This is a genomic window from Mesorhizobium sp. M1328 (assembly GCF_040318075.1).
GTDB lineage: Bacteria > Pseudomonadota > Alphaproteobacteria > Rhizobiales > Rhizobiaceae > Mesorhizobium.
Genome location: NZ_JAMYLO010000017.1, coordinates 57,666 through 84,496 on the forward strand (window position 1 = coordinate 57,666; position 26,831 = coordinate 84,496).

The 26,831-nt window shown below is 61.6% G+C and carries 32 protein-coding genes, 1 tRNA gene and 2 pseudogenes; 14 read left to right on the plus strand and 21 right to left on the minus strand.

Going from position 1 to position 26,831, the window contains the following annotated elements:
* Positions 1 to 2 precede the first annotated feature (2 nt).
* The gene (locus NKH23_RS24995; protein WP_352977201.1) at positions 3 to 1,517 is read right to left on the minus strand and encodes a sensor histidine kinase; all 1,515 of its coding nucleotides are present in this window, start codon (positions 1,515 to 1,517) and stop codon (positions 3 to 5) included.
* Between the two features lie 75 nt (positions 1,518 to 1,592).
* On the opposite strand from NKH23_RS24995, the gene NKH23_RS25000 reads away from it, so the two are divergent.
* The 4 genes and pseudogenes from NKH23_RS25000 (at position 1,593) to NKH23_RS25015 (ending at position 4,194) form a co-directional block, all read left to right on the plus strand.
* Positions 1,593 to 2,216, plus strand: a complete 624-nt coding sequence (locus tag NKH23_RS25000) for a thermonuclease family protein (RefSeq protein ID WP_352466227.1) — start codon at positions 1,593 to 1,595, stop codon at positions 2,214 to 2,216.
* A gap of 41 nt (positions 2,217 to 2,257) precedes the next feature.
* Positions 2,258 to 2,869, plus strand: coding sequence for a glutathione S-transferase (locus NKH23_RS25005; protein WP_352977202.1), 612 nt, complete (start codon positions 2,258 to 2,260; stop codon positions 2,867 to 2,869).
* A pseudogene (locus tag NKH23_RS25010) lies at positions 2,809 to 3,500 on the plus strand (uracil-DNA glycosylase family protein). Before NKH23_RS25005 ends, NKH23_RS25010 begins: the two are co-directional and overlap by 61 nt.
* 202 nt (positions 3,501 to 3,702) lie before the next feature.
* Positions 3,703 to 4,194, plus strand: a complete 492-nt coding sequence (locus tag NKH23_RS25015; RefSeq protein WP_006333679.1) for an Lrp/AsnC family transcriptional regulator — start codon at positions 3,703 to 3,705, stop codon at positions 4,192 to 4,194.
* 11 nt (positions 4,195 to 4,205) lie between these two features.
* On the opposite strand, the gene NKH23_RS25020 is transcribed toward NKH23_RS25015, so the two are convergent.
* The 11 genes and pseudogenes from NKH23_RS25020 to NKH23_RS25070 all read right to left on the minus strand — a co-directional run bounded on the left by NKH23_RS25020 (position 4,206) and on the right by NKH23_RS25070 (position 12,288).
* Complete coding sequence (locus NKH23_RS25020) at positions 4,206 to 4,778, minus strand: DUF3299 domain-containing protein (protein WP_352466225.1); 573 nt, start codon at positions 4,776 to 4,778, stop codon at positions 4,206 to 4,208.
* Positions 4,779 to 4,847: 69 nt separating this feature from the next.
* Positions 4,848 to 5,429 carry a GNAT family N-acetyltransferase gene (locus NKH23_RS25025; protein ID WP_352491299.1) on the minus strand — a complete coding sequence of 194 codons (582 nt, stop codon included), beginning with the start codon at positions 5,427 to 5,429 and terminating at the stop codon, positions 4,848 to 4,850.
* On the minus strand, positions 5,389 to 6,093 hold the full coding sequence (locus NKH23_RS25030; protein ID WP_352719448.1) for a DNA alkylation repair protein: 705 nt from the start codon (positions 6,091 to 6,093) through the stop codon (positions 5,389 to 5,391). Before NKH23_RS25030 ends, NKH23_RS25025 begins: the two co-directional genes overlap by 41 nt.
* Before the next feature lie 7 nt (positions 6,094 to 6,100).
* Positions 6,101 to 6,976 (minus strand): annotated as a pseudogene (locus NKH23_RS25035) (NAD(P)-dependent oxidoreductase); the annotation flags it as partial.
* Positions 6,977 to 7,034: 58 nt separating this feature from the next.
* On the minus strand, positions 7,035 to 7,862 hold the full coding sequence (locus NKH23_RS25040; protein ID WP_352502421.1) for an ABC transporter permease: 828 nt from the start codon (positions 7,860 to 7,862) through the stop codon (positions 7,035 to 7,037).
* Entirely contained in the window at positions 7,859 to 8,572 is a 714-nt protein-coding gene (locus tag NKH23_RS25045; RefSeq protein ID WP_023675013.1) for an ABC transporter permease, read from the minus strand. Before NKH23_RS25045 ends, NKH23_RS25040 begins: the two co-directional genes overlap by 4 nt.
* Before the next feature lie 118 nt (positions 8,573 to 8,690).
* Positions 8,691 to 9,473, minus strand: a complete 783-nt coding sequence (locus NKH23_RS25050) for an ABC transporter substrate-binding protein (RefSeq protein WP_292653573.1) — start codon at positions 9,471 to 9,473, stop codon at positions 8,691 to 8,693.
* 213 nt (positions 9,474 to 9,686) lie between these two features.
* On the minus strand, positions 9,687 to 10,196 hold the full coding sequence (gene mobB / locus NKH23_RS25055; protein ID WP_352977204.1) for a molybdopterin-guanine dinucleotide biosynthesis protein B: 510 nt from the start codon (positions 10,194 to 10,196) through the stop codon (positions 9,687 to 9,689).
* Positions 10,193 to 10,822, minus strand: a complete 630-nt coding sequence (gene mobA, locus NKH23_RS25060; RefSeq protein ID WP_352719451.1) for a molybdenum cofactor guanylyltransferase MobA — start codon at positions 10,820 to 10,822, stop codon at positions 10,193 to 10,195. The genes mobB and mobA overlap by 4 nt, the downstream gene beginning before the upstream one ends.
* Positions 10,823 to 10,888: 66 nt before the next feature.
* Positions 10,889 to 11,809, minus strand: a complete 921-nt coding sequence (locus tag NKH23_RS25065) for a DMT family transporter (RefSeq protein ID WP_352719452.1) — start codon at positions 11,807 to 11,809, stop codon at positions 10,889 to 10,891.
* A gap of 122 nt (positions 11,810 to 11,931) precedes the next feature.
* Positions 11,932 to 12,288 (minus strand): hypothetical protein, encoded by a 357-nt coding sequence (locus tag NKH23_RS25070; RefSeq protein WP_352719453.1) that lies wholly within the window; start codon positions 12,286 to 12,288, stop codon positions 11,932 to 11,934.
* Positions 12,289 to 12,549: 261 nt separating this feature from the next.
* On the opposite strand from NKH23_RS25070, the gene NKH23_RS25075 reads away from it, so the two are divergent.
* Positions 12,550 to 13,215, plus strand: a complete 666-nt coding sequence (locus NKH23_RS25075; protein ID WP_352719454.1) for a hypothetical protein — start codon at positions 12,550 to 12,552, stop codon at positions 13,213 to 13,215.
* 51 nt (positions 13,216 to 13,266) lie between these two features.
* On the opposite strand, the gene NKH23_RS25080 is transcribed toward NKH23_RS25075, so the two are convergent.
* Positions 13,267 to 13,689 carry a hypothetical protein gene (locus tag NKH23_RS25080; protein WP_352977205.1) on the minus strand — a complete coding sequence of 141 codons (423 nt, stop codon included), beginning with the start codon at positions 13,687 to 13,689 and terminating at the stop codon, positions 13,267 to 13,269.
* A gap of 106 nt (positions 13,690 to 13,795) precedes the next feature.
* The gene (gene moaA, locus NKH23_RS25085) at positions 13,796 to 14,791 is read right to left on the minus strand and encodes a GTP 3',8-cyclase MoaA (RefSeq protein ID WP_352977206.1); all 996 of its coding nucleotides are present in this window, start codon (positions 14,789 to 14,791) and stop codon (positions 13,796 to 13,798) included.
* Positions 14,792 to 14,989: 198 nt separating this feature from the next.
* On the opposite strand from moaA, the gene NKH23_RS25090 reads away from it, so the two are divergent.
* The gene (locus NKH23_RS25090; RefSeq protein ID WP_352977207.1) at positions 14,990 to 15,343 is read left to right on the plus strand and encodes a gamma-butyrobetaine hydroxylase family protein; all 354 of its coding nucleotides are present in this window, start codon (positions 14,990 to 14,992) and stop codon (positions 15,341 to 15,343) included.
* A gap of 23 nt (positions 15,344 to 15,366) precedes the next feature.
* Here the strand turns inward: NKH23_RS25090 and NKH23_RS25095 are convergent, their stop codons facing one another.
* Positions 15,367 to 15,795, minus strand: coding sequence for a nuclear transport factor 2 family protein (locus NKH23_RS25095; RefSeq protein WP_353035526.1), 429 nt, complete (start codon positions 15,793 to 15,795; stop codon positions 15,367 to 15,369).
* A gap of 161 nt (positions 15,796 to 15,956) precedes the next feature.
* Between NKH23_RS25095 and NKH23_RS25100 the strand changes: the two genes are divergently transcribed.
* Positions 15,957 to 16,568, plus strand: coding sequence for a pyridoxamine 5'-phosphate oxidase family protein (locus tag NKH23_RS25100; RefSeq protein ID WP_352977209.1), 612 nt, complete (start codon positions 15,957 to 15,959; stop codon positions 16,566 to 16,568).
* Between the two features lie 37 nt (positions 16,569 to 16,605).
* Here the strand turns inward: NKH23_RS25100 and NKH23_RS25105 are convergent, their stop codons facing one another.
* Positions 16,606 to 17,058 carry a MarR family winged helix-turn-helix transcriptional regulator gene (locus tag NKH23_RS25105; protein WP_352466212.1) on the minus strand — a complete coding sequence of 151 codons (453 nt, stop codon included), beginning with the start codon at positions 17,056 to 17,058 and terminating at the stop codon, positions 16,606 to 16,608.
* Between the two features lie 47 nt (positions 17,059 to 17,105).
* On the opposite strand from NKH23_RS25105, the gene NKH23_RS25110 reads away from it, so the two are divergent.
* The gene (locus NKH23_RS25110; protein WP_352977210.1) at positions 17,106 to 18,011 is read left to right on the plus strand and encodes an alpha/beta hydrolase; all 906 of its coding nucleotides are present in this window, start codon (positions 17,106 to 17,108) and stop codon (positions 18,009 to 18,011) included.
* 35 nt (positions 18,012 to 18,046) lie between these two features.
* On the opposite strand, the gene NKH23_RS25115 is transcribed toward NKH23_RS25110, so the two are convergent.
* Positions 18,047 to 18,661, minus strand: a complete 615-nt coding sequence (locus tag NKH23_RS25115) for a TetR/AcrR family transcriptional regulator (protein WP_352466210.1) — start codon at positions 18,659 to 18,661, stop codon at positions 18,047 to 18,049.
* Between the two features lie 98 nt (positions 18,662 to 18,759).
* On the opposite strand from NKH23_RS25115, the gene NKH23_RS25120 reads away from it, so the two are divergent.
* Entirely contained in the window at positions 18,760 to 19,485 is a 726-nt protein-coding gene (locus NKH23_RS25120) for an SDR family oxidoreductase (RefSeq protein WP_352977211.1), read from the plus strand.
* Between the two features lie 220 nt (positions 19,486 to 19,705).
* The gene (locus NKH23_RS25125) at positions 19,706 to 21,610 is read left to right on the plus strand and encodes a L,D-transpeptidase family protein (protein ID WP_352977212.1); all 1,905 of its coding nucleotides are present in this window, start codon (positions 19,706 to 19,708) and stop codon (positions 21,608 to 21,610) included.
* A gap of 9 nt (positions 21,611 to 21,619) precedes the next feature.
* Here the strand turns inward: NKH23_RS25125 and NKH23_RS25130 are convergent, their stop codons facing one another.
* On the minus strand, positions 21,620 to 22,096 hold the full coding sequence (locus tag NKH23_RS25130) for a hypothetical protein (RefSeq protein WP_352977213.1): 477 nt from the start codon (positions 22,094 to 22,096) through the stop codon (positions 21,620 to 21,622).
* A gap of 127 nt (positions 22,097 to 22,223) precedes the next feature.
* Positions 22,224 to 22,475, minus strand: a complete 252-nt coding sequence (locus NKH23_RS25135; protein ID WP_292653589.1) for a PepSY domain-containing protein — start codon at positions 22,473 to 22,475, stop codon at positions 22,224 to 22,226.
* Positions 22,476 to 22,733: 258 nt separating this feature from the next.
* Between NKH23_RS25135 and NKH23_RS25140 the strand changes: the two genes are divergently transcribed.
* Positions 22,734 to 22,946 (plus strand): hypothetical protein, encoded by a 213-nt coding sequence (locus tag NKH23_RS25140; RefSeq protein WP_352466207.1) that lies wholly within the window; start codon positions 22,734 to 22,736, stop codon positions 22,944 to 22,946.
* Positions 22,947 to 22,984: 38 nt separating this feature from the next.
* Here the strand turns inward: NKH23_RS25140 and NKH23_RS25145 are convergent.
* Both NKH23_RS25145 and NKH23_RS25150 read right to left on the minus strand, forming a co-directional pair.
* Positions 22,985 to 23,059 (minus strand) — tRNA-Val (locus tag NKH23_RS25145).
* A 101-nt stretch (positions 23,060 to 23,160) separates the two neighbouring features.
* The gene (locus NKH23_RS25150) at positions 23,161 to 23,844 is read right to left on the minus strand and encodes a phosphoglycolate phosphatase (protein ID WP_352719463.1); all 684 of its coding nucleotides are present in this window, start codon (positions 23,842 to 23,844) and stop codon (positions 23,161 to 23,163) included.
* Between the two features lie 144 nt (positions 23,845 to 23,988).
* Between NKH23_RS25150 and rpiA the strand changes: the two genes are divergently transcribed.
* The 3 genes from rpiA to gor all read left to right on the plus strand — a co-directional run bounded on the left by rpiA (position 23,989) and on the right by gor (position 26,792).
* Complete coding sequence (gene rpiA, locus NKH23_RS25155; RefSeq protein WP_353026084.1) at positions 23,989 to 24,720, plus strand: ribose-5-phosphate isomerase RpiA; 732 nt, start codon at positions 23,989 to 23,991, stop codon at positions 24,718 to 24,720.
* Positions 24,707 to 25,285 carry a DUF2059 domain-containing protein gene (locus NKH23_RS25160; protein ID WP_352568635.1) on the plus strand — a complete coding sequence of 193 codons (579 nt, stop codon included), beginning with the start codon at positions 24,707 to 24,709 and terminating at the stop codon, positions 25,283 to 25,285. The genes rpiA and NKH23_RS25160 overlap by 14 nt, the downstream gene beginning before the upstream one ends.
* A 118-nt stretch (positions 25,286 to 25,403) precedes the next feature.
* Complete coding sequence (gene gor / locus NKH23_RS25165) at positions 25,404 to 26,792, plus strand: glutathione-disulfide reductase (protein ID WP_352977216.1); 1,389 nt, start codon at positions 25,404 to 25,406, stop codon at positions 26,790 to 26,792.
* The last annotated feature ends 39 nt before the right edge of the window (positions 26,793 to 26,831 follow it).

Consider the following 26,831-nt stretch of genomic DNA (forward strand, 5'->3'; position numbering starts at 1 on the left):
ATTCAGCGCCGGCGCGAAGCAACCGCCTTGGTCGGCAGCGCCGGCAGTTCCTCCATCACCCGGCTCAGCGGGAAGATGGCGATCGCCTCGGTGCCTTCGCGTAGCTTGGAATGGAGCTGGAATTCGCCGCCATGCATGGCCAGCAGGCCTTGCACGATCGGCAGGCCAAGCCCGGTGCCCTGTTCGGCGCTCTTGATGGCGATCGAGCCCTGGCCGAAGGCCGAGAGCACGATCGGAATCTCGTCTTCCGGTATGCCCGGCCCATTGTCCTTGACGGAGAGATATTGCCCGCCGCCCGCCGTCCAGCCGACGCGCACGCGGATTTCGCCGCCGGTCGCGGTGAACTTGATGGCATTGGACAAGAGGTTGAGCGCAATCTGCCGCACCGCGCGTTCGTCGGCGAACAGGCGCGGCAAGGCGTTTTCGAAATCCTGGACGATGCGGATGTCCTTGTTGCGCGCCTTCAGCTCCATCATGTGGCAGCAATCCTCGACGACGGAGAGCAGCATCATCGGCTCCTCGTTGAGCTGGTAGCGGCCCGCTTCGATGCGCGACAAATCGAGAATTTCGTTGATCAGGTCGAGCAGATGCTGTCCGGAGTCATGCACGTCACGGGCATAGTCGCGATAGGTCGGGTTGCTCATCGGGCCGAGCACCTCGTTGGCCATCACTTCGGAAAAGCCGAGAATGGCGTTGAGCGGTGTGCGCAGTTCGTGGCTCATCGAGGCCAGGAAACGCGATTTCGCCAGATTGGCGTCTTCCGCCCGCCGCCGTGCCTCGTCCGACATCGATTTCGCCGTCTCCAATTCGGCGATCAGCGCATCCTTTTCGGAGCGGAACGAAAGCAGCATCAGCGAGGAACGGTTGAGCTGGCGCGCCACATAGGCGAAGAAAGGCAGCGACGCGATCAGCAAACCGGCCATGATCACTTCGACCGGCATCCATAATTTTGCGCTGGCATAGGCATAGATGGCGGCCGGGAGGGCGAAGGTCGCCAACAGCGCGCCGCGCAGGGACGATGCCAGGATCGCGGTTGCCGACATGGCGAGCAGCAGCACCACCGCCTTGGCGACCTGGAACTGATCGATTTGGCAAGTTTCGCAGCCGAGCCATGCGAACCAGGCCCAGCCAAGCCCGCAAAGAAAATGGCCGATCAGGAAATCCCTATGCGTCTCCAGCGGGTTGAGCTCGGACGCTTGAGTGACGCGTCTCGCCATGAATGCAACGATGGTATAGCAGATGAATGTGAACAGCGCCCAGACGCCGATCTCCTTGCCGATGCCCGCGAACAAGCCTGCCGCGGCCGTTGCCAGAACGAGCAGCGGGATGACGATCACGCCGCCGGTCATCGAAAGCGCGTGGAGTTTCAAAAGCTCGCGGTCGAAGTCGGGATTTCCGGCTTGCTGCGAAAGACGGTCGCGCGTCTTGCGCACCGCGCGCGCGACATCGCTGTTGCGATGGCGTTTCCTGCGGTCCACAATAAACTTGTCCGCCGTGGTCGAGCGTTGCAGGGGCATGAAGTCTTCAATTTACGCGGGCAGCAATTTCAATTCGTTAAGCTACGTTCGAATGATTAACCAACGGTTTGCCATATGAGCCGTTCGTGGTCGCGATGGCCGCGCCAGCGATACTATGCGCCGCGTCCGCGAAGCCTGTGGCGCCGACTAATGGACTATGGGCTGACACTCATCGTGCTCGGCCTGCTGATCCTCCTGGCGGCGCGCCTCGACCGGGTGGAGACGCGCAAGACGGAGGGCGCGGCCATCGTCAACGACGGCGATAGCATCACCCTCGGCAGCGAGCGTATCCGCATGCGTGGCATCGACGCCCCGGAATATTCGCAGATCTGCCGGAAGGACGGTGCCGATTATCCCTGCGGCAAGCTCGCGCGGCAGTCCCTGGTGCGGTTGATAGCCGGCAAAGCCGTCTCCTGCAGCGGCTGGCAGCGCGACCGCTACGGCAGGCTGCTCGGCGACTGCAAGGTCGGCGGCAAGGATCTCAACCGCGCGCAGGTCGAGGCCGGCTGGGCGGTCGCCTTTGGCGATTTCGAGACCGAGGAAGCTGCTGCGCGCGCGGGCAAAGCCGGCATCTGGGCCGGAACTTTCGACGAGCCGAAGAACTGGCGCGAGAGCCACGGCCACGAGCTGGTCGAAAGAAAGCACGGCACCTTGGCGTCGATCGGCGATGCCTTGCGCGAAATTTTTCGCTTCTGGTGAGCTGTGCCTATAGTTCGTCGGGACGGACGAGGAGGATAGAGATGAAGCTGTTCGACGGCGGGCGGGCGCCCAATCCACGTCGGGTTCGGATTTTTCTGGCCGAAAAGGGACTTCTGGTTCCGCTGGTGCCGGTCGACATGGGCGCGCTGGAGCACAAAGAGCAGCCGGTCAGCTCGCGCAATCCGCTGAAGCGTCTGCCGGTGCTCGAGCTCGACGATGGCACCATCATCACCGAATCCGTCGCAATCTGTCGTTACTTCGAGGAACTGCACCCCGAGCCGGCTTTGTTCGGGCGTGGCGCGCTCGGCAAGGCGATCGTCGAGATGTGGCAAAGGCGTGTGGAGTTCAATCTGTTCGGCTGTGTCGCCGCGGCGTTCCGGCATATCCACCCCGCAATGAGGGAATGGGAGATCCCGCAAATCCCCGAATGGGGTGAGGCCAACAAGCCGAAGGCGATCGAATTCCTGAGATTTCTGGACACTGAGCTCGCCGGCAGGGAATTCGTCGCCGGTGATGCCTATTCGATCGCCGACATCACCGGGCTGGTCGCCATCGACTTCATGAAGCCGGCTCGCATCAAGGTACCCGAAGAGTGCACCAACGTGCTGCGCTGGTATCGAGAAATCTCCAGCCGGCCGAGTGCAGCCGCCTGACAATGAGTTCCGAATGAGCGAAGAGCTGGAAGCCCTGGCGGCGAGGGTACGCGCCTGCCGCATCTGCGTCGATAGGCCGGCCGGCAGGCCGTTGCCGCACCAACCGCGGCCCGTGCTCAGGCCATCTTCGAGCGCCCGTATCCTGATTGCCAGCCAGGCGCCGGGTACCAAGGTCCACGTGTCAGGCATGCCGTTCACCGACGCCTCCGGCGACCGACTGCGAAGCTGGCTAGGCGTCGGCAGCGAGGAATTCTATGACACGGACAAGTTTGCCATCGTGCCAATGGGCTTTTGCTTTCCAGGTCAGGACGCCAAGGGCGCCGACCTGCCGCCGCGCCGCGAATGTGCGCCGGCATGGCGCACATCGCTGATGGCGCTGATGCCGCAAGTCGATATGGTGCTGACGATCGGCATCTACGCGCAAAGCTGGCATATGGGCGCGGCGCGCCGTCCCTCGCTGACGGAAACGGTCATGGATTGGCGTGCCATCTGGGCGGCGGCGACCGACCCGAAAGTCCTGCCGCTGCCGCACCCGTCCTGGCGCAACACCGGCTGGCTGAAGCGCAATCCATGGTTTGAAATGGATTTGCTGCCCTTTCTGAGATCGGAAATCCGCTATCGCCTCGGCTAGGCATTCGGCAAGAAATCACTCGCTTTTGCGCTATTCAACAGAATTTCTTTCTTGTAATAGGCTTGAGCAAGAGAGAATATGGTAATCCATTCCTCGAAGCGCGTCGCGCATGAGGGGACGCGCGTTAAATTCTTGTTTTTATGCATGTCGTTGTGCCAAGGCCGCTGCGCACTTTGGACGACTTGCATCAGGGGAGCACCCAATGGACCGCCTCGATAGAAAAATCCTCCGCCTCCTTCAGGAGGATGCGACGCTTGCAGTCGCCGACGTCGCCAAGAAGGTGGGCCTGTCGACGACGCCGTGCTGGCGGCGCATCCAGAAGCTCGAGGAAGAGGGCGTCATCAAGCGGCGTGTCGCCATCCTCGATCATGAAAAGGTCAATGTGCGGGTCACCGTGTTCGTCTCGATCCGCACCAATTCGCACAGCCATGAATGGCTGCGGCGCTTTTCGGAAGTTATCCAGGAATTTCCCGAAGTGGTCGAATTCTACCGCATGAGCGGCGACGTCGACTATCTCTTGCGCGTCGTGGTGCCCGACATCGCCGCCTACGACGCCTTCTACAAGCGGCTGATCGCCAAGATCGAGATCCGCGACGTGTCGTCTTCCTTCGCCATGGAGCAGATCAAATACACGACCGAGATGCCGCTGGATTACATGGTGCTCGACAAGGAGTCTGGCGCCAACGCTGCCTGAGATTCTTCTGCTTAGTTCTTCTTTTTGTTGAGGAAAGTCCAGGGCGAGTTGACCGGCAGCGTGATCGTGTCCGGCACGGTGTCGACGTCGACCACCTCGGCCTTGCGCACAGTGTAGCCCGACTGGATGACGCTTACACCGTCAAGGATAAAAAGCTGACTCTTCTCCATGCCGGGCTGCAATGCGCCGGTTACCGAAACCGGCTGGTAGGCCTCAGACATCCGGTAGGGTTGGGCAGGCGTAACGAGGACGATCTGGTTGGGCGGCGGCGTCGGCATATGGCTGCAGGCTCCCGTCCAGGGCACCAGCAGGAATTGATAGACGAGATCGCCGTCGCGATCGACCGGCAGTGCATAGCCCGCGAGTTGTACGGTCTTGTCCTGCAAGTTGAGTGACAGCGTCTCGCCATGATCCGGCATTTCGGCCGCGATCATCGGCAGCCCGACGCTTTCGGCGGCTGCCTGGCTCGCCGGGCGCAGATCCTTCCAGAAAATATGCATCGTCCCGGCGCAAGCGTTGCCTGCGACAACAGACGCGAACACTGCGGCTGCAAGCGTCGCGCCTGACTTGAGACGGTTTTTCATTCCTGCTCCACTTGCTGAGCCTTGATCTGCGGCCTATGCCAGCAAGTAAAGCTGCCGCTGTCGCCAAGGTCAACGTTCAAGCCGCATCACATGCCGGCGCGAGCCGGTCATGCCGATCTCGCGAAAGCCGCGTGCGGCGAACATGTCCCGAAAACCCATAAAGCTGTAGCTCGGCGACGCCTGGTCGACCGGATAGGCCTCGATCGTCGTGGCGCCTTTGGCAAAGGCGTGATCGATGGCTGCATCAAGCAATGCGCTCGCCAGCCCGCCGCCGCGCAACGCTCTAGGCACAAAGAAGCAGACGATCGACCAGATCCCCGCCTCGCGGTCGTCCTGCTGCCGTGACAGCTTGCGGTAGGTCTCGCGCGGCGCGACCGAGCACCAGCCGACGGTCCGGCCATCGTTCTGGGCGACAATGCCGACCGGCGTGCCGGCGTCGATCAGCGCCATCATCGCGCGTTTCTTCTCGACGTTCTCGACATGCTCGCGGCGGTCGAGATTGCGCCAAGCCATACACCAGCAGTATTTCGGCCCGCCGGGTTGCTCGAACAGGTTTTCGAAATCGGCGCGCGTCGATTGCGTCACCTCCGTGAAGCGCACTTCGCTCAGGTCAAGCTTTTCTGGTGGCGAGCCGTTCGAGCGTCTTGGCATCGGAAAGTTCCTTCACGGCGTCCTTGCCGATCCAGCGTGCAGTCTTGTCCGTCGAGGCTGCCAGTTTTTGCGCCAGGGCAAGGGCAGGGCCGTGCAAATTCATCGATCGCTTGCCGATCGAACGAAGTGCCCAGTTCACAGCCTTCTTCACAAAGTTGCGGCCGTCGGTCGCATGCGCGTCGATGATCGACAGAAATTCGAGGAAGGTCGTCTCGGGTTCCTTCTTCCGGTGAACCACCGACCAGGCCATCATCGCAAAAGCCGTGCGCCGAACGAATTCCCGTTCGTCGACCGCGAATTCGGCGATCAATTCCTTCCAGCAATCCGAATCGACAAAGAGGTCGGAGACCCCGTCGACGATATCCCAGGAATCGAAAGTCGCCGCCCATCGTCTTGCATCCGCGGCGGAGAACCGCTCCGGATCGGCTGTCACGGAAGCAATGAACTGCGCCTCCATGATGCCTGTCTGCCAAAGCTCGAAGGCACGCTCATGGTTGCGCTTGATTTTCTTGGCAATCTGCCGCTGCACGCCATGCGAGATACCGAGCGCACGTTCGATCTTGATGCCGTAGCGCAGCATGCCAAGGCGATTTTCCTCCGAGCCAATCGAGCGCAGATGAGCGACGATTTCGTCGGCGCTGGATTGAGGCGAAAGCTCGGCCACGGCGAACCTACTTCTCCAGCCTTGCCAGCAGCGAGGACGTGTCCCAGCGCTTGCCGCCCATCGCCTGCACGTCCTTGTAGAACTGGTCGACAAGTGCCGTCACCGGCAGTTTGGCGCCGTTGCGGTCGGCCTCGGCAAGGCAGATGCCAAGATCCTTGCGCATCCAGTCGATGGCGAAGCCGAAATCATATTTGCCGGCATTCATTGTCTTGTGGCGGTTCTCCATCTGCCAGGAACCAGCGGCGCCCTTGGAAATCACCTCGATGACCTTTTCGATGTCGAGCCCGGCCTGCTTGCCGAAATGGATGCCCTCGGCCAGGCCCTGAACGAGGCCGGCGATGCAGATCTGGTTGATCATCTTGGTGAGCTGGCCAGCCCCGGCCGATCCCATCAATCCGACCATGCGGGCATAAGCATCTACGACCGGTTTGGCCCTGTCGAAGGCGTCGGGCTCGCCGCCGACCATCACGGTCAGCATGCCGTTCTCGGCGCCTGCCTGACCGCCGGAGACCGGGGCGTCGAGGAACGCAAACCCGAGCGCTTGCGCCTGCTGCGCCAGTTCGCGCGCGACCTCGGCCGATGCCGTGGTGTTGTCGACGAAGACGGCGCCTTTCTTCATGGAATTGAAGGCGCCTCCGGCGCCGGTCGTTACCGAGCGCAGATCGTCGTCATTGCCGACGCAGGAAAAGACGAAGTCCTTGCCCTCGGCCGCCTCCGCTGGCGTCGCAGCGAAGCTGCCGCCATGCTGGGCAATCCACTGCTCGGCCTTGGCCCTGGTGCGGTTGTAGACGGTGACGTCGTGACCACCCTTGTTCTTGAGATGCCCGGCCATCGGATAGCCCATGACGCCAAGACCGAGAAATGCCACCGAAGCCATGTTTTCGAATCCCTTAGAAGCCTGCTTTGCGGTCTTCTTACCGGATCAGGCAAGGCGATGGGAGTCAGCGGTGCAGATGGATGGTGATGCGGCGTTCGATCCACTCGACGCCGTGGCGCAATGTTTCGACGATGATCAGATAGATGATCGCCGCCCAGATATACGACTGAAAGTCGAAGGTGCGCGCATAGGTGAGCCGGGTTATGCCCATCAAATCGTAGACCGTGATGATGGCGACGATTGCCGAGCCCTTGATCATCAGGATGATCTCGTTGCCATAGGGGCGCAGCGCCACAATCAGCGCCTGCGGCAGGATGATTTTCCACATCGTCTGCAGTTTGTGCAGGCCGAGCGAGGCGGCACCTTCCCATTGGCCCCTCGGCACGCTCTCGATCGCGCCACGCAAAATCTCGGCCTGGTACGCGGCCGTATTCAGCGAAAAGGCGAAGATCGCGCAGTTGAACGCCTCGCGGAAGAAGCCCCACAGGCCGACCATCTCGAGCTCCGGCCGGAAGGAGCCCAACCCGTAGTAGACCAGAAAGGTCTGCGCCAACAGCGGCGTGCCGCGAAAGAAATAGACATAGGCATAGGCGAACCCCGAAAGGATCGGGTTCTTCGACATGCGTGCATAGGCGATCGGCACAGACAGGATCGCACCAAGCACAATCGAGATGGCAACCAGCAACAGGGTGATGCCGAGGCCGGATATGTAACCGGGTGCATATTTCTGGAAGAACTCCGGGTTCCACGCAGCGACCAGGTAGACAACCATGCCAATGCCGAGTGCGATCCACAGGCCGACCAGAACATGGCCGAGGATGCGTTGGCGCGACCAGCCGCGTGCGGGCGGCGGCGGCCGGTCGACCTTCAGCGTGTCGGTGGCCAGGCTCATCTCTTGACCTCGCTGCCGCCGACCGCTCGTTCGATCGCATTGATGCCGAAGGAGGAGACGATCGCCAGCAGGAGATAAATCAGGCCGGCAAAACCATAAAACAGGAAGGCATGCTTGGTGACGCGAGCGGCAACCCCACTCTGCCGGAGGATCTCGTTGAGGCCGACTGCCGAGACGAGGGCGGTGTCCTTGAGCAGGATAAGCCAGAGATTTGCAAGTCCGGGCAACGCTATGCGGATCAACTGCGGCAGCACGATCAGCCGCATCGTCTGGCCGCTGGACAGGCCAACTGAATAGCCTCCCTCATATTGCCCTTTTGGAATCGCGCGGAACGCGGATAAAAACACCTCGCTGGAATAAGAGGAAAAAATGAAGCACAGCGCGATCATGCCGGCGACGAAGCTGTTGACGTCGGCGGACGTTCCGGGGCTCACTAGCCGGACAATGTACTGCAGGATCAATGGGATGCCGAAGAAGATCAGAAACAGTGTGAGCAGCTCGGGTATTCCGCGAAAAATCGTGGTGTAGATGTTCCCGGCCAGTCTCAGCGAGGGCTCTTCCGACTGTTTGGCCAGCGCCACGAAAAAGCCGAGCGTCAGCCCGAAGGGCAGAGTGGCCAGCGCAAGACATACCGTGACAAACACACCCGCGGCGATGTCGTCGAGCCAGCCTTCGGGTCCCCAACTGAGAAGCGTCAGTGCGCTCTGCATCCGCCTGCCTGTTCTCCTTAAAGCTTTTTGAGACCCAAACCGCGTCACCCCTCGTGCGCGGCATCCTTATAAGAACGGCGGGAATCTCCCGCCGTTCACGTCGTCCTATGTCGGTCGATCAGGACTCGCCGCCATAGACGTCGAATTTGAAGTACTTGTCGTTGATTTCCTTGTACTTTCCGTTCGCGCGGATGGCGTCGATCGCCGCATTGAACTGGTTGACCAGATCGGTCTCGCCCTTGCGCACGGCAATGCCGGCGCCCGGACCGTGGATTTCGATAACCGGCTGGATTGTGCCGACCAGCTTGCAGCAGGCACCGTCCGGCGAATCCAGCCATTGCTGCAGCACGACGACGTCGTCATTGGCGGCATCGAGCCTGCCATTGGCCAGATCGAGCTGGTATTCCTGCGCGGTCGGATACGGCTTGACGGTGCTGTCGGTATAAGTCTTGGTCGAATAGTTGAAATGCGTGGTGGACGCTTGCACGCCGATCGTCTTGCCGGCCAAATCTTCCTTAGTGACACCCTTGATGTCAGTGTCCTTGGGCGCGGCGATCGCCGGCGGCGTATTGTAATATTTGTGGGTGAAGTCGACCTTCTCGGCGCGTTCCGGCGTGATCGACATCGACGCGACGATGGCGTCGAACTTGCCTGCCTGAAGGGCTGGAATGATGCCGTCCCAGTCCTGCGCGACAAAGGTGCACTTCACCTTCATCTCGTCGCAGAGCGCCTTGGCAATGTCGATATCGAAGCCTACGAGCTGGCCGTCGGCGGTGAGGTTGTTGAATGGGGGATAGGCTCCCTCGGTGCCGATCCTCAAGGTTTTTTCCTGGGCCTGGGCAACGCCAAGCGTCAGCAGCGCAGCCGATGCGGCGAGCGCGATACGCAGTGCAATACGCATAATGGTCCTCTCTGTTGGTCCCGGCCGTCGTTCCCGAACGGCTCTGTGGGCGGTGCTTTTGACCGCCCGCTGGCGCGATACTCCCATTCTTTCCCAAGAAAAAGCAACTGCAAAACCGTCGCTTGAGGGAAGGTCATGGTCAGAAAGCGATGACGCTGGGTCAGACGCCTAAATTGGAAAGTAAGTGGGCGGAAACTGTCTTCTGCCGCATCTTCAGCGCGACAGGCCGGTGGCGCGCTCGATGAAGTCAGCTATCGAATTCGTGTCGTCGAGATCGAAGGCCGGCAGGTCTACGCCGACAATGGGGAAGTCGGAGGCGATGGCGACAATGTGTGGATCGCCTGCCGAGAGTGGTGTCCGGTCCTTGGCCTCGAGCCGTCGCGTCTCGATTTTCTTGTGCGCCTCGCGCTTGTAACCCTCGACCAGCACGATATCGGAGGGTGTCAGCCGTGACAGGATCGCGTCTAGCGTCGGCTCGTCCTCGCCGCGCAATTCGTGCATCAGCGCCCAGCGCCTGCCCGACACGACCGCGACCTCCATCGCTCCCGCCTGCCGGTGGCGAAAGCTGTCCGCTCCGGGTTTGTCGATGTCGAAATCATGATGGGCGTGTTTTACCGTCGACACTTTCCAGCCGCGCCGGACGAGTTCGGCCACCAGCTTTTCGGTCAATGTCGTCTTGCCGGAGTTCTTCCAGCCGGTGATGCCGAAGATACGTCTTTTCATGGCCCGATGCTCTGCAACAGATGCGCGGCCTGGGCAAGGTCGTCGGGAGTGTTGATGTTGAAGAACGGATCGATCTCGGCCCCGCCGGATTTCAGGATGGGAAATTCCACCTCGACAAAACCGTGCCGGTCGATGAACGCCGCAACGCGCCGGTTGTCTTCCTCGACGAGAAATTGTCGCAAGGCCTGATCTAACCCTAGCGGCCAGAGTGCAAAGGTCGGATGTCGTTTGCCGCCGGAACAGGCGACCGCGATAGAGCCCGGGCGTGCATAGGCTGCTGCGAGCAGCCGCTCGACCATGTCCCTGGGCAGGAAAGGCGTATCGCCGGCAGCCGTGACCAGCGCCTGGCAAGTCGTGTCGGAAGCCCATTCGAGACCGGTCAGGATCCCGGCAAGCGGCCCGGCATAACCTTTGACGGTATCGGCAAGCACCGGAAGCCCCGTCGCGGCAAACCGTGCTGGATCGCCATTGGCGCTAAGCGCAAGCGGTCCGACCTGTGGGCCAAGGCGCGAAACGACACGGTCGAGCAGAGTACCGTCGCCAAGCGCAAGCAGGGTCTTGTCGCCGCCGCCCATCCGGCTCGACCGGCCGCCGGCCAGAATGATCCCTGCGATATGTCGGCCCATCGTTTGCTGCCTAGACCCAATGACCAAAATCCAGTTTTCAAATCAGACGGTCGTCGACGGTCACGCCTATATGCCGTCCGGCGCCATGTCCGGTCCAGCGCTTTCGGCAGCCGTCTTTTGCCGGCCGACGATCCGTTCGCGGTAGAGTGCATAGAGGCCTGACGCGATGATGATCGTGGCACCGAGGATCATCGGCAGATCGGGGACATCGCCGAAGACTGTGAAGCCAAGCAGGATCGACCAGAGCAGGGCGGTGTAGCGGAACGGCGCGATGAAGGAGATATCGCCCACCCGCATGGCCGTGATGATGAACTGGTAGCCGATGAGCACAAGCACCGCCGCCAGCGCCAGGAACGCCGTGCTTTTTCCTGTCATGGGCGTCCAGCCGCCCATCGGCGAAAGCAGTGCCGCGCCCAGAACTGTCATGGCAAGCGCGGTAGCGGTCGACACCAGCAATGTCGGAATTGCCTGCGGTATCCGCTTGGTGGCGAGATCGCGCACCGCACAGCATGCGACGCTGGCCAGCGCCAGCAGAGAAAAGACGCTGAACCCTTCGAAGCCCGGCCGCACGATGATCAGCACGCCGGCAAAACCGACGGCAATAGCCAGCCAGCGCCGCCAGCCGACGCCCTCGTTGAACACAAGCGCGGCGCCCATCGTCACCGCCAGCGGCAGCGCCTGCAGCACGGCGGAGACATTGGCGATCGGAAGATCTGCCAGAGCAACCAGGAACGACACGGTGGCGCCGGCCTCGCTGGCGACGCGCAGCGCAACTGTCGGCTGCAGCATCGAACCTGGCCGGGCAAGCGCGCCGCGTTGCCACGCAAGCAGGCCAACGAAAAGCGAAGCGAAGGCGCCGCGGATCAGCATGACCTGCGCCATGTTCATCGATTCCGACGAGAATTTGGTGATAGCGTCGTTGAGGGTGAAGCCAGCCATGGCCACCATCATGAACAACGCGCCGCGCAGATTTAGCGAAAGAGGCAAGGCGATTACCGGGTGAGTCCTGCAGCAAGCGTCTAGCAGGCACCCGCAAAACAGCAACGTCAAAGGGCTGGGCCACAGCCTTTCTGTGGCCCGTGACATCTGCCGCGCAAGAGCGGCAGGACTTATTTGGGCGTCAGTACCTCGGTGCCGTTGCCTTCCTTGCCGGCAATCGTCCACAGGCCATGCAGCGAGCCGTCTTCCTGCATTTTGTAGACGACAAGGCCAACCGCCTTGCCCATGACATAGCCGGCGGAGAAGGCATCGTCGTTCCGCATGCAGATACCGTCCGAGGACGAGCCGCCTGTCTCCCAATGGATCGTGCAGGTCGTCTCGCTGGTCAGCGTGATCGTCGCGTCGCCACCATAGGACGACCCATCGAAGTTGGTGCCGGCCACGGCATAGGTGCCGCCGATCGACTGGGCCGCCGCGGGTAGGGCCGCGAGGTTGAGCAATGCAAGAGAAAGAATGAGTTTGCGCATATCGTATTCCCCCACTGGGCGAAGAACCGCTCCAGAGCAGAGGCTAGGCCCGAATGGGCTTGCGGTAAATCCGGTGACCGTTTGCGGACAAGACCTTTTCTGGGTGTGATCCCGAAAAGGTGCCGTTCTAAAGGATGGGTTCGCAGGGCAAATCGATCACACTGCGGCTCGACGAAAATTTTTCGACGAGATCAAATTTGCTCGGCAAGATTCATCAAATTGGTCATTGTAGGCTTCTGATCTTGTCTGGGGAGGTGGTCCATGATGAATGCACGAGGCAATGCGGACAGGCTTGGCACAGGCAGCAGGCGGCACGTTTCGTCGGCTTTCCGGTTCTCTTCTGCACTGGCGGTTATCCTCATGGCGATAGCGCCTGCGTTCGCCGAGAACGACGCTTCGGCGTCGGCAGTCGAACGGATGTCCACGCCGGGTCACGAAGCGGATGAGCTCGCTCGCCGCGTCGGGAAATGGACCGTCGTCAACACGATCTGGCCAACGCCCGGCGTCCAGCCGATCGTGATGACCGGGCTGGTGGCCGAGCGCACGATGATCGGCCCCTTCATGCAGGAGGTGATGCGCCCGGCGCCCGGGTCGAAAGTCCCAGACTTCCAGCGGATAGCCTATTTGAGCTATGACCGGGTGGAGGGCCGCTGGAAGTATGTCTCCATGGACACCCGTTTCCCGGCAGGGATCATGCCCGCCTGGAGTTTTGGTGGCGGGGAGGACGGCAAGATTTCACTGCTGTTCGAGCCGCTTGGTTTTGTCGGGTTCGGCCCCGAGGTCGAAGGGCGGTTCACGGCCTCCGATTTCATCATTTCCAGGGACGGCGACAATCACGAAGTGGCCGAGCAGCATTTCCTCCAGGCCAATGGCAGCGGCAAGAAATGGCTTGCCGTACGATACGACTACACGCGTCAACAACCGTGACTCGCTAGCAAAAACAATAGGCTGCGAATAAGTTCTGACGTCGCCTGATGCTCACGGTCCCCTGAGGCTGCCGGCGATGGCTCCGACGAGCGGGTCGTATTTCGATTTCAGGGCTGGCGGGTAGTCGATCCAGACCGTGCGGATGACACCGTCTTTTCCGAACAGGCGGCGTTCGTAGAAGATGTTCCCGCCTTTGATGCCCGACAGCACCGCCCAGTCCTTGCCGGTCTTGCTGTAGGCGAGCTTGTAGCCAGGTTCCTTGCTGGCTCTCTCAGCGGAGACGAAGGCTGTCGGGGTGTCATCATCGATATTGAGGATACCTGAACAGATCAGGCTGGCGCCATCGGCAGTGAGCCATTGTTGTCCATCGCCATTGTCCGGCTCGGGCTGGCGAAGAGTGAAGATTTCATCCGGAAAGGTGCAGACGGTGCCGAAGCGCTTGTTCGTGTAGGTAGATGGCGCGGCGACTGCCATGGTCCCCGCCATCACTCCGAAAAACGTCAGGACTGCAAGAAACCGCTGCACGCCTTGCCTCGCGCCGATACCAAGGCGATTATTCTTGCACGAAATCGGCGAAAAATCAGCCGCCGGTGACGCTCATATGCCGCGACACCGACGGACGGTTGGTGCGGCGATCGATGATGAAGTCATGCCCTTTCGGCTTGCGGCCGATTGCTTCGTCGATGGCATCGGCGACCAGCTCGTTGCCTTCCGACGCACGCAGCGGCGCGCGCAGGTCGGCGGCATCTTCCTGGCCGAGGCACATGTAAAGGGTGCCGGTGCAGGTCAGCCGGACCCGGTTGCAGCTTTCACAGAAATTATGCGTCATCGGCGTGATGAAGCCCAGCCGTCCGCCGGTCTCGGCGACTTGGACATAGCGGGCCGGGCCACCGGTCTTGTAGGGAATGTCGCTTAGCGTGAACTGGCGTTCGAGAGCCGCGCGCAGCAGCGACAGCGGCAAATACTGGTCGGTGCGGTCGGCGTCGATCTCGCCCATCGGCATGGTTTCGATGACCGTCAGATCCATGCCGCGGCCATGCGCCCAGCGCAGCATTTCCGGCAATTCGGCGTCATTGAAGTCCTTCAAGGCCACCGCATTGAGCTTTACCTTCAGCCCCGCCGCCTGCGCGGCGTCGATGCCGTCCATGACCTTGTCCAGATTGCCCCAGCGGGTGATCTGGCGGAATTTGTCGGCATCCAGCGTATCCAGCGAGACGTTAATGCGCTTGACGCCGCAGTCGGCGAGCTCGGCGGCAAAGCGTGAAAGCTGCGAGCCGTTGGTGGTCAGCGTCAGCTCTTCCAGCGCACTGCTCTCGAGATGCCGAGAAAGCTGACGCACCAGATGCATGATGTTCTTGCGTACCAGCGGTTCTCCGCCGGTGAGGCGGAGCTTGCGTACACCCTTTTCGATGAAGACCGCGCAGAGCCGGTCGAGCTCTTCCAGCGACAGCAGGTCCTTCTTGGGCAGGAACGTCATGTCCTCGGCCATGCAATAGGTGCAGCGAAAATCGCAACGGTCGGTGACCGACACGCGCAGGTAGGTGATCGTGCGACCGAAAGGATCGATCATATCCATGCTTATGCGCTTCCCGTGGCCGTGAACGGCTTCGTTATATATGGCTATGTGATACGAGCCAACTTGCCATTCAAGATAGAAGCTCGTGATCTTCGGTAACATTCCGGCGCCGACAGATTATGTCGGAAGTTTCGATGCGGCCTTTTCCCTCGACACGAAGCGGCGTAGGGAAGGGTGGTTCTCCGCAGGATCCACCACATGACAGCGCCGAAGGAACTCAGGGTCTCGAAGGATCGCAAGCTGCTTTCCGTGACCTTTCCAGGCCATCAGCCGTTCGAATTGCCGGCCGAGTTGCTGCGCGTCGCCTCGCCGTCGGCCGAGGTGCAGGGCCATTCGTCCGAACAGCGCGTCACCGTTCCCGGCAAGCGCAATGTAGCGATCCTGAAGATCGAGCCGGTCGGCAATTATGCCGTGCGCATCACCTTCGACGATTTCCACGACACCGGCATCTTCACCTGGAATTACCTGCATACGCTGGGTCATGAGAAGGATGCACGCTGGGCCGCCTATCTCGCCGAGTTGGAAGAGAAGGGGCTGAGTCGCGACCGCTGAATGGATCCTGCAGGACTCTCCGGTCAACGCAGGATCGCCAGTATCTCGCTGGTGTCGTAATAAAACGGCGTGCCTTCGATCAGCCGGTCATCCTCGAAGCGCAAGACTTCGGCAAACGGCTGTTTGATGGTTGCACCAGTGGCTCGCGATGTCAGCGAAAGCGTGCAGCTCATGAACACCATGTAATCGTTTTGGGCGGTTTGAAGGTTCTCCACCGCCACGTCGCTCCTGATTTCCCGCATCTTGCGGAAAAGGGCGCCAACGCCGTCGAGGCCGTTCCAGTCACCGGCATAGGGCAGGGACTGCGGCTTATGCACGACAATCTCGGCATGAAATGCGCTGGCAAGCACATCGAGGCTCTCCGACCCTGATTGCAGGAAACGCATTTCAACATTGAACATGTTTTCAATAAGTTCCATGGCGGAGCGTCGCCGGCCGAGCGGTTTATCCATTTTTCGGTCTCCGTATCCGTTGGCACGATCATGCAGGTAATGCGGTTTGCCCTTGTTTACGTTGCCTCGACACCCGTTTCCTGATGACCGACAAAAGGACATCGTGTCGTGAAAACGTCATGCGTCTGGGGTAGCGCCGGCAAAGGTTTGGAGACGAAAACATGTCCGTGATCACCACCATCGAACAACTCGAAGCGCTCTATGGCCTGCCTGGCGAGGCGTCGGTGATCAAGGAGCTCGACCGGCTGATTCCCGAATACGCAGCCTTCATCGAAGCTTCGCCGTTTGCTGCGCTCGCAACCTGCGGGCCTGAAGGGCTGGACTGCTCGCCGCGCGGCGACCTCGCCGGCTTCGTCCGCATCCACGATCCGAAAACGCTGATGATGCCCGACCGGCGCGGCAACAACCGTGCCGATTCGCTAACGAACATCCTTCGCGATCCGCGCGTCGCGCTCCTGTTCCTGGTGCCGGGTTCCGGCACGACGCTGCGCGTCAATGGCCGCGCCCACATCACCACCGATACCGGGCTCTGCGCCTCGTTCGCCGTCGAGGGCAAGCCGGCGCGCTCGGTGACGATCGTCGAGGTCGATGCGGTCTATTTCCAGTGCGCCCGCGCCATCCACCGGTCGGAACTGTGGAATCCGGCAAGGCATGTCGACCCGAAATCGCTGCCGACCCCCGGCCAAATCCTGGAAATCACCAGCCGCAAGAACATCGACGGCGAGGTCTACGACAAGGAATGGCCGGAGCGCGCGAAAAAATCGATGTGGTGAAGAAATTTGGTGGTGAGGGAATTTGGTGGTGAAGCCGTCAGGCGGTCTTCAACACCTCGGCAACCTTGCGCATCTGTTCGCCGATCATGTCGCATTGTTCCGGCGTCGACTGGCTCATCGCCTTTTCGATCAGCGTCATGTGGACCTTCAGCGCCTGCATCAGCAGTGCCTCGCCGGCCTCGGTCAACGTCAGCCGCAGCACGCGCTTGTCCTTCTCGTCGCCCTCGCGGCGCAGCAGGCCGCGGGTCTCCAACTGCGGCAAAAGCATGGTGATGTTGGAGCGGCCGACCAGCAGGCGGCGAGCGAGGTCGTGCTGCGACATGCCTGGATGGCGGTAGAGGTTCATCAGCACGTCGAGCTGCGCCGGCTTCAGGTCGAGCGGCGCCAGCTTCACCGCCAGGGTGCGTTCCACCACGTGGCAGGCACGCGCCACCGCGACCCAGTTGCGAAAACGCGGGTTGTCCCAGGGCAGGTCTTGCTTAATGTTCATGTTTGAACTATTATGTTCATGCTTGAACCAATGGATGGATCGCCACTATGGCATCATTTGGACTGAAGGTCATCCGCGGCACGTTCGGCGTGGCCGAGCATGTGGCGCCGCGACTCACCGGGCGTGCCGCATTCGAGCTGTTCTGCCGCACGCCGCACGAAAAGAGCTTGAGCCAAGGTGAGCGCCGCGCAATCGATCGCGCCGCCGATTTCATGACCCAAGCGCGCCATCACCGGCTAAAGACCAGAACCGGCTGCGTCATGGTGCATGAATTCCGGCCCGAGCCGGGCAGGGCAACTGCCGGCACCGTGCTCGTCATCCATGGTTGGCGTTCGCGCACCGAATACATGCGCACATTGATCGAAGCCTATCGCGATGCCGGCTACAAGGTGGTCTCGCTCGACCTGCCGGGCCACGGCCAGTCGCAGGGCCGCCGGCTTACCCTGGTCAGTGCGGTCGATGCGACACGGGTTGCCGGCGAATGGTTCGGGCCGTTTGCCGCCATCGTCGGCCATTCCTTTGGTGGTGCCGTTGCCGCCAATGCCGTCGCTGGTTCGATCAGGAACATCCCGCGATTGGCGGCCGGGCGACTGGTGCTTATCGCCGCGCCGAGCTCCCTGCCAGCGATCTTTGCTGATTTCAGCCGCATGCTGAATGTCGGCTCGCGCTCGCAGGTCGCCATGGCCGACCGGGTCGAGCGCATCGCCGGCCGGCCGTTGCACGAGTTCACCGGCGACCGCCAACTGGCAAGCACGCCGCTGCCGACGCTGGTGATCCACGCGCCGGACGACCGCGAAGTGTCCGCCGATCATGCAAGGCTCTATGCGCGCGCGGGAGACCATGTGCGGCTGTACTGGGCCGACGGGCTCGGCCACCGCCGCATTCTCGCCGACAAGGGTGTGGTGGAGCGTGCCGTTGGCTTCGTTGCGGGCAGGCTGGAGCCGTCTCTGTAGTGATCTGAATGTCTGTTCTTGTCTGCCGGGGATCGTCACGCCGCCCCGGTGCCGGCCATCGCTATCCAAGCCGCCATTGCCCCGGCCACCGTCTCCAGAAGAGCCGAGCGCGACGCGCCGTCGCGCGCCTGGATCGACATGCCGTGCTGCACGGTCGCATAGAAGGTCGCGGCCGTGCCGCAGTCGAAATCGGCCGGCAACTCCCCCTCGGCCACGCCACGCTCGAGCCGTCTCAGCAAGGCTTCGCGGTTTTCGGCGCGGCGACGGCGAAGATCATCGCAGATGGCACCACAGCTTGAATCCTGGTGCAAAGCGCCGAGCGCGATCAGGCAGCCTTGCGGGCGACCGGTCTGCGAATACGCCTTGGCTGTCTGCCGCAGGAACCACTCGATCGCCTGGCGCGCAGTCGGCGCCTTTTCCAGCGCGGACCAGATCTCGGTTCCCTCGACCCGCGTGTAAAGCTCGGTTGCCTCGAGAAACAGCGCTTCCTTGCTGCCGAAGGCGGCATAGAGGCTGGGTGAGTTGATGCCCATTGCAGCGGTCAGGTCGCTTATCGACGCGCCCTCATAACCCTTGGCCCAAAACACTTCCATCGCACGCCGCAAGGCGGCGGCTCGATCGAAGGTGCGGGGGCGGCCTCGTTCCGGCATGGCATCCCTTCTGTATTGATCGATACATAATTCAGTTGACGTGGTTCAGCAAGGCTGACAGATATTTATGTATCAATCACTACAAAATGGAGAAGCAAATGTCATCCAGAGGCTTGAACGGCAAGGCCGCCCTGGTCACCGGCGGCAGCCGCGGCATTGGTGCGGCGATCGCAAGAAGGCTCGCGGCCGACGGCGCAGGCGTGGCGATCACCTATGTTAATGGCGAGGAAGGGGCGCGTGCGGTGGTCAGGGAAATCGAGGCGGCCGGCGGCCGGGCCTTTGCCATCAAGGCCGACAATCGCGATGCTGGGGCGATCGAGGCGGCAGTCGATGAGGCAGCAAAAGCCTTCGGACGGCTCGACATCCTGGTCAATAGCGCCGGCGTCTGGCGCGCTGCGCCGATCGATGTCCTGTCGCTTGCCGATTTCGATGAGACAATGGAGGTCGCCGCCAAGGCGGCGGCAGCGCATATGGGCGAGGGTGGCCGGATCATCTCGATCGGCAGCAATCTGGCCGAGCGTGCCACCGACGCCGGCCTGAGCGCCTATTCGGCCAGCAAGGCTGCCTTGGTTGGCCTGACCAAGGCCTTTGCACGCGATCTCGGTCCGCGCGGCATCACCGCCAATGTCGTCCATCCGGGGTCGACGGATACCGACATGAATCCGGCAACCGGCCCGCACGCCGAGCATCAGCGCCAGAAGATGGCGATGCCTCGCTTCGGCACGGCCGACGAGATCGCCGGCATGGTCGCTTGGCTTGCCGGTCCCGAAGGGCGCTTCGTGACAGGCGCGGCATTAACCATCGACGGCGGCGCCAACGCTTGAGGCTTGGCTCACGGGCACTACCATTGGTCGGGGGCGATGGCGGATTGGCTTGACCCGTCACGATGTTGTGAAACCGTTCTGCAACAGACGTTCCGAAATTTATGGAAGCTTAACGAAATCAGTATGAATCAGTGTAGTCACGCCTTACATCCGCCATGCGGTGGGCGAGACCGTGAAAGCGGTGCGGAACGGGATCCGGTTCAACCGGAGCGGGTGATCCATGAAACTCCTTGGAAATAAAGCAACCGTGCTGCCGTTTGCGGTGGCCGCGGCAATGCTGGCCTTCGGGGCGCCGAAGGCTGAAGCGCAGGGGTTCTTCGATATGCTTTTCGGCGGCGGCGTCAAACACGCACCGCCGAAAGGTAACTTTCCGCCGCCACCGTCAAAATACAAGCCGAAGCCCAAGGCGCCGGCCGCTTCCGGTGGTGGGGGCGGTGGTGGTGCGCAAATCAGCAGCCCGTCCTATTATACCTACAAGAGCGATCCGCTGGTGCGCGTCGATTTTTCGGCACTGTCGGCAACGCCTGAACCGGCAACGCCTCAGGATGCTGCATTCGAGCCGGCGGCCACCGGGGCTGCATTCCGCGAAGCCATTGCCGGGCTCGACGGCTATGACCTCTACGCCGAGAAGGACATCGCCAAGGCGCTGATCGCCTATTACTCGGCCAATCCGGATTTCATCTGGGTGACGGGAACCAGTCCCGGCAGCCGCGCCCAGGATGCGGTGCGGGTGCTGGGCGAGGCCGCGAGCTACGGCCTGACGCCCGCCGACTACACCGTCGAAGTTCCGGCAGCAGGCGCATCGGCGGGCAATGCCGATGAACGCCTGAAAGAGCTGGTCCGCTTCGAGATGGCGCTGTCGGCGCGTGTCCTGCGCTACGCCCGTGACGCACAAAGCGGCCGCGTCGATCCCAACCGCATGACCGGCTACTACGATTTTCCGCCGAAGCCGCTCGACATGGAAGGGGTGCTGAAGACACTGGCCCATACCCAGCAAGTGCGCACCTACCTCGAATCGCGGCATCCACAGAACGCCGAGTATCAGGCGCTGCGCGTCGAACTGGAAGCGCTCCAGGCCAGCGCCGAAGACGAAATCACCATCGATCCCAATCTGCTGTTGAAACCGGGGCAGACCAGCCCCGAGCTGCCGAAGCTTTTGACAAAGATCGCGCGCAATCTCGATGACGAGATGGGCGGCGCCTATGGCGAGGTCCTGGCGAGGCTCGCCACCAGCCAGGTCTACGATCCGGAGCTGGTGCCGGTGATCAAGGCGGTGCAGAAACGGGCCGGCATGAAAGGCGACGGCGTCATCGGCCCGCGTACCGTCGCATCGTTGACCGGAACGTCCAAGGCCGACAAAATTCAGAAGGTTCGGGTTGCGCTCGAAGAGTTGCGCTGGCTGCCTTCCGACCTCGGCAGCCCGCGCGTCTTCATCAACCAGCCGGCTTTCACCGCGAGCTATATCGACGACGGCGAGGAGAAGCTGAAGACCCGCGCCGTCGTTGGCAGGCCCACCAACCAGACTGCTTTCTTCTATGACCAGATCGAGCAGGTCGATTTCCATCCCTATTGGGGCGTGCCGCAGTCGATCCTGGTCAACGAGATGTTGCCGCGGCTGCGCCGGGATCCTGGCTACCTCGACCGCGCCGGCTATGAGGTGGTCAATGCCCGCGGCAAGCGCATTCCCTCCTCCTCGGTCAATTGGGGCGCCTACGGCGCAAAGATACCTTACGGCGTGCGCCAGCTGCCGAGCGAGGCCAATGCGCTGGGCGAGCTGAAGATACTGTTCCCCAACAAGCATGCAATCTACATGCACGATACGCCGCAGAAGTCGTTTTTCCAGCGCGACGTGCGCGCGCTCAGCCATGGCTGCGTTCGCTTGCAGGATCCGCGCGGCATGGCGGCTGCCGTTCTCGGCACCTCGGTCGACTACATCGAGGACAGACTGAAACACGGACATTCGACCGAAGACGTGACACGCAAGATCCCGGTCTATGTCGCCTATTTCACCGCATGGCCGGACCTGTCCGGCACCGTCGAATATTTCAACGACGTCTACGGCCGCGACACACGGCTGCAGCAGGCGCTCGACAGCACCGAAGCGGTGCGTTCGCCGGCTAGCTGAGATACGGTTCTAGCGCTGAAACAGCGGACGCCGGAAGCCGGCGTCGCGCCCGGCGATCAGCCAATAGACTAGGCCGGCAACAATGCCTGCCGCGGCAATGATACCGATATCGGCCCAACGCTCCGGGTTCGTGTCGTCTGGTACACTGGGCCAGATCAAGGCGAAGCCGCCAACCGCGGCCGCGGCGCCGAAGATCATATGCAGCCAAAAACTGCGCAGCGAGAAAAACTCGGCAATCAGTGCGAAGATCAGTGTCTGCAGGGCGGTCAGCACGATCGTCAGAAAATAGATGAACATACCAAGCGGCGGCACCAGAAGCACCGCGACGGGCGTGACACCCATGACGTCGAAATAGTTCGGCGCATTTGGCAGCGAGCTCAGCCCGCCATAGATCGCCGCCACCGCGATCAAGCCCACCAATACCGCAACGAAATAACCGGCGAGCATCATCAGAACGCGCTTCAATAGGTGCTTCGCCGTCGCCATGCCCACCCCCGCGCGCAATGATAGCACCCAGTCAGCCATCAAAGTCATATCTACGCAAGGGTGTGCCGAAGGCCGGGGGCCTTCGAGGCGCGCCACTCTTTAGAATCTGGACCGTTGGCGGACAGCTTCATTTCGGCGCGGTTGTCACCGGATCATAGGTGATTTCGACTTTGGCCTTGTCGTTCGTGTAATAAATGACGGTGTAGGCGCCGCTGTCCCAATCGATTTCCTTGATGTAGCGGAAGTCGTCGCGCTGCTCGACTTTAGCAATGATTTCCGACAGCTTCTTGGCATTCTGCGGCGGCACCGGATTTTCGTCCGCGGCAAAGGCCGATCCGCCGACAAGCAGCACGGCGGCCGCCAAAACAAGTCTGGACATGGCTTTCCCTCACATCTCGATCAGTAGAAACTCGTTTCCATGCAGGTTTGTTCCGGGATCGCGGAGCGTTGCGCTACAGGGAGACGTCGTCCGTACCTGATTTATGGCCGCCGAAAGAACACGGCGACTGCTTAAAATCATGATGCGTCGTCTCAACATCGCGGCCATAATAGTGCCGGTGGTCATTCGGGGGTCTACATGCAAACGCGTCATGCCATCATATTTGTACTTTTCACACTTTCCATCCTGGCCATTTCGATGCCTGTGCAGAAAGCCGCAGCGCTGGAACCTGAGCGCTATACAGTCTATTGCGCCGACGACCGTATCGAGGTTTCGTTCTGGGATATCGAGCAGATGAAGGTGCGGGCCGGCTCCAACGTTTGCCAGTTCCAGAGCTATACGAGCTACAGCAGCGCTTTGAATTTTGCCCAAAAGAATTTTGGCGGCGAGGGGGCTACCTGCAGCTGCTAGCCGCTCTGGCTTGGCTTGAATTGATTCAGGAAAGCAGATGGTGGGCGATGCAGGGATTGAACCTGCGACCCCACCCGTGTGAAGGGTGTGCTCTCCCGCTGAGCTAATCGCCCGCTCGTTGCCCGAAGGCCAAGCGCGCCGCGATATAAGGGAGGCCGGCCTGCGAAGTCAACCACTTGTCGGTCGGCATCTGCGGTCCGCCTGATGCCCGGCTTCAGCCTTCTGCCGAGGCCATCAGTCCTTGTACCAGGTCGAGCGTCAGAGAATCGAAATGCGAGATTACCGCCGACGGTTCGAACTCTCGCACATGGCGGTCGGTGTAGCCGAAATCGACTGCCACCACCGGAATCCCGGCGGCTTTCGCCGTGTCGATGTCGGTCTGCGAATCACCGACCATCAGTGCACGGTGCGGGTCGCCGCCGGCGCGCGCGATGGTCTGCGTGAGATGGCGCGGGTCGGGCTTGCGGAACGGAAAACTGTCCTGACCGCAGATCGCCGCGAAATGCCTGGTCAGGCCGAGCGCCTCGATCAATGCCACCGAATTGGCCTCGTATTTATTGGTGCAGATGGCCAGCAGGTAACCGGCTGCCTCGAACCGTGCGATCGCCTCGGGGACGCCGGGGTAGGGGCGCGATTTGCCGGGGATGTTGACGGTGTAATGGTCCAGAAACAGCTTGAGCAGGCGGTCGTGCTCCTCCACTGCCAGCGACCTATGCTGCGCTGCGTGAGCGCGCTCGATCATCACCCGGCCGCCATGGCCGACGAAGCGCTTGAAGCCGGCTTCGTCGACGGCCGCGAGCTGGCTGGCGGCAAGGCTGTGGTTGAGACTGTCGAGCAGGTCCGGCGCCGTGTCGATCAGCGTCCCGTCGAGGTCGAACACGATGATCGGTCGGGTCATGGCCTGTCCTGTGACGATTTGATTGCCGGCAGGCGATAGCCGCTGCGGCCCGTTCAGGCAAGCCGGCTTATCCACCGCGGGCAAGGTCCTTTGACCAGCCCGGCAAAAATGCTACGAGCGCCAAAACAAATCTTGGGACCCGGCATGGATGCGAGGCAATTGAAGGTTGAGGCCGCGTGGGCAGCGCTTGCCCATGTCACGGATGGCATGCGGCTCGGTATCGGCACCGGCACGACAGCGGACGAGTTCGTGCGGCTGCTCGCCGACAAGGTCGCCACTGGCCTGACGGTCATCGGCGTGCCGACCTCGGAGCGCACCGCCGTCCTTTGCAACGAGCTTGGTGTGCCTCTGTCGACCCTCGAGGAAACGCCCGAGCTCGACCTCACCATCGACGGCGCCGACGAGATCGATCCGGCGCTGACGTTGGTCAAGGGCGGCGGCGGCGCGCTACTGCGCGAAAAGATCGTCGCGGCGGCCTCCGCCCGCATGATCGTCATCGCCGACAGCTCCAAGATGGTCGAGATGATCGGCCGTTTTCCGCTGCCCATCGAAGTCAACCGGTTTGGCCTGCGCGCCACCGAAATTGCGGTCGGCGCGGCGGCTGCAAACCTTGGCCTTTCCGGCCCTGTTACATTGAGGATGACGGGGAGCCAGCCATTTGTTACAGACGGCGGCCATTTTATCCTCGATGCATCTTTTGGCCGCATTCCGGATACAAGAGCGCTTTCGAATGCTCTCCACGCCATTCCGGGCGTGGTCGAGCATGGTCTTTTCATCGGGCTGGCATCAACGGCCATCATAGCCGGCGGCGACGGCATCCAAACCGTCCATGCCGCCCGAAAATCAGGGAGTTTTACCGATCATGATGTTGCATAACCGGGTTGGCCGCTTTTTTGCTATTCTGGCGGCCTCGGCCGTTTTCGCGTTTTCGTCGCCTGCGTCTTCGCAGGACGTCACCGATGCGCATTTGAAGGCGGCGCGCGCCGCCGTCGCGGCGATCCATGCGACGGATACGTTCGACAGCATCCTGCCGCAAGCGGCCGCGGCACTGGAGCAGCAGCTGATCCAGAAGAACCCGGACATGCAGGAACTGATCGCCAAGACGATCAACGAGAAGGCGATGGCCTTGGCATCGCGCCGCGCCGACCTGGAAAAGGAAGCGGCGCTCGCCTATGCAAAGGTGTTCTCGGAAAAGGAACTCAATGAAATCGCCGCCTTCTACAATTCCGATTCCGGCAAGAAACTGCTCGACAACGGCCCGATCGTGACACGCGAACTGGTGAAGGCTGCCGAGATCTGGCAGAACGGCCTGGCTCGCGATCTCGCCCAGCAGGTCGGCGAGACCCTGGGTGCAGCGGCGAATGCCAAGGCGCCGGCTGCACCTGCCGACGGTACCGCTCCGGCCGATGGCGCAGCTCCCGCGGACGCTACACCGAATTGATCGCGGACTTCCGAGCCGCCTGACCGCCACTGGACCAGAAAGCCCGGCAAGTCCGGGCTTTTCTTTTGATAGTCGGCAGCCTACCTGTCTCGGTGTTTGAGGGGCAAGGAGTTCAGCCATGGCCGGTTACGACTACGATCTTTTCGTCATCGGCGGCGGCTCCGGCGGGGTGAGGGCGGCGCGCGTCGCGGCCGCACTCGGCAAGCGTGTCGGCATTGCCGAGGAATACCGCTATGGCGGCACCTGCGTGATCCGCGGATGCGTGCCGAAGAAGCTATATGTCTACGCCTCGCAATTCCCCGAGCATTTCGCCGACGCCGCCGGCTATGGCTGGACGGTGCCTGAGGCGCGTTTCGACTGGCAAAAGCTGGTCGCCAACAAGGACCGGGAAATCAGCCGGCTGGAGGCCATCTACAAGAAGAACGTGCAGGGCGCCGGCGGCGAGGTCTTTCATTCGCGCGCCACCCTGGTCGATCCGCATGTGGTGCATCTTCTCGGTGAGGATCGCACCGTTACCGCCGACCAAATCCTGATCGCTACCGGCGGGCGCCCGGCGCCGCATCCGGCATTGCCCGGCCATGAGCACTGCATCTTTTCCAACGAAGCCTTCGATCTAAAGGAGTTGCCGAAGGCAATCATGATCGAGGGCGGCGGCTATATCGCCGTCGAATTCGCCAATATCTTTCACGGCCTTGGCGTCGACACCACGCTGGTCTACCGCGGCAAGGAGATCCTCAGCCGCTTCGACATGGACCTCAGACGCTTGCTGCACGACACGATGGAAAAGAAGGGGATAAAAATCCTCTGCCACGCCGTGTCCGAGTGGGTCAGGAAGCGCCCTGACGGCCGGCTCGACGCCCTTGTCACCGGCGGCACGGTGCTGACGGTCGACCAGGTCATGCTCGCCATCGGCCGCGTTCCCAATACCGAGAACATGGGCCTGGAAGGCGTCGGCATCGAGATGACCAAAACCGGGGCAATCCACGTCGACGAATACTCCCGCACGAACATCGACAACATCTGGGCGATCGGTGACGTCACCCACCGCGTGCAATTGACGCCGGTGGCAATCCACGAGGCGATGTGCTTCGTCGAGACCGCCTTCAAGGACAATCCGACGGCGCCCGACCATGACACGATCGCTACCGCAGTCTTTTCGCAGCCCGAGATCGGCACGGTCGGCCTGTCGGAGGATGAGGCGGCAAAACGCTTCTCGGATCTCGAAATCTACCGCGCCACCTTCCGGCCGATGCGGCACACACTTTCCGGCCGCGATGAAAAGATGCTGATGAAGCTGGTCGTCGACGGCGCCTCGAAAAAGGTCCTCGGCGCCCACATCCTCGGGCCGGATGCCGGCGAAATGGCGCAGCTTCTCGGCATACCGCTGAAGGCGGGGCTGACCAAGGATGATTTCGATCGTACCATGGCGGTGCATCCGACCGCGGCGGAAGAACTCGTCACCATGTACAAGCCGACTTACCGGGTGAGAGATGGTGAGCGCGTCTGACGCGACGAGAACCCATCGCGGCAACGAGATTGCCGCGAT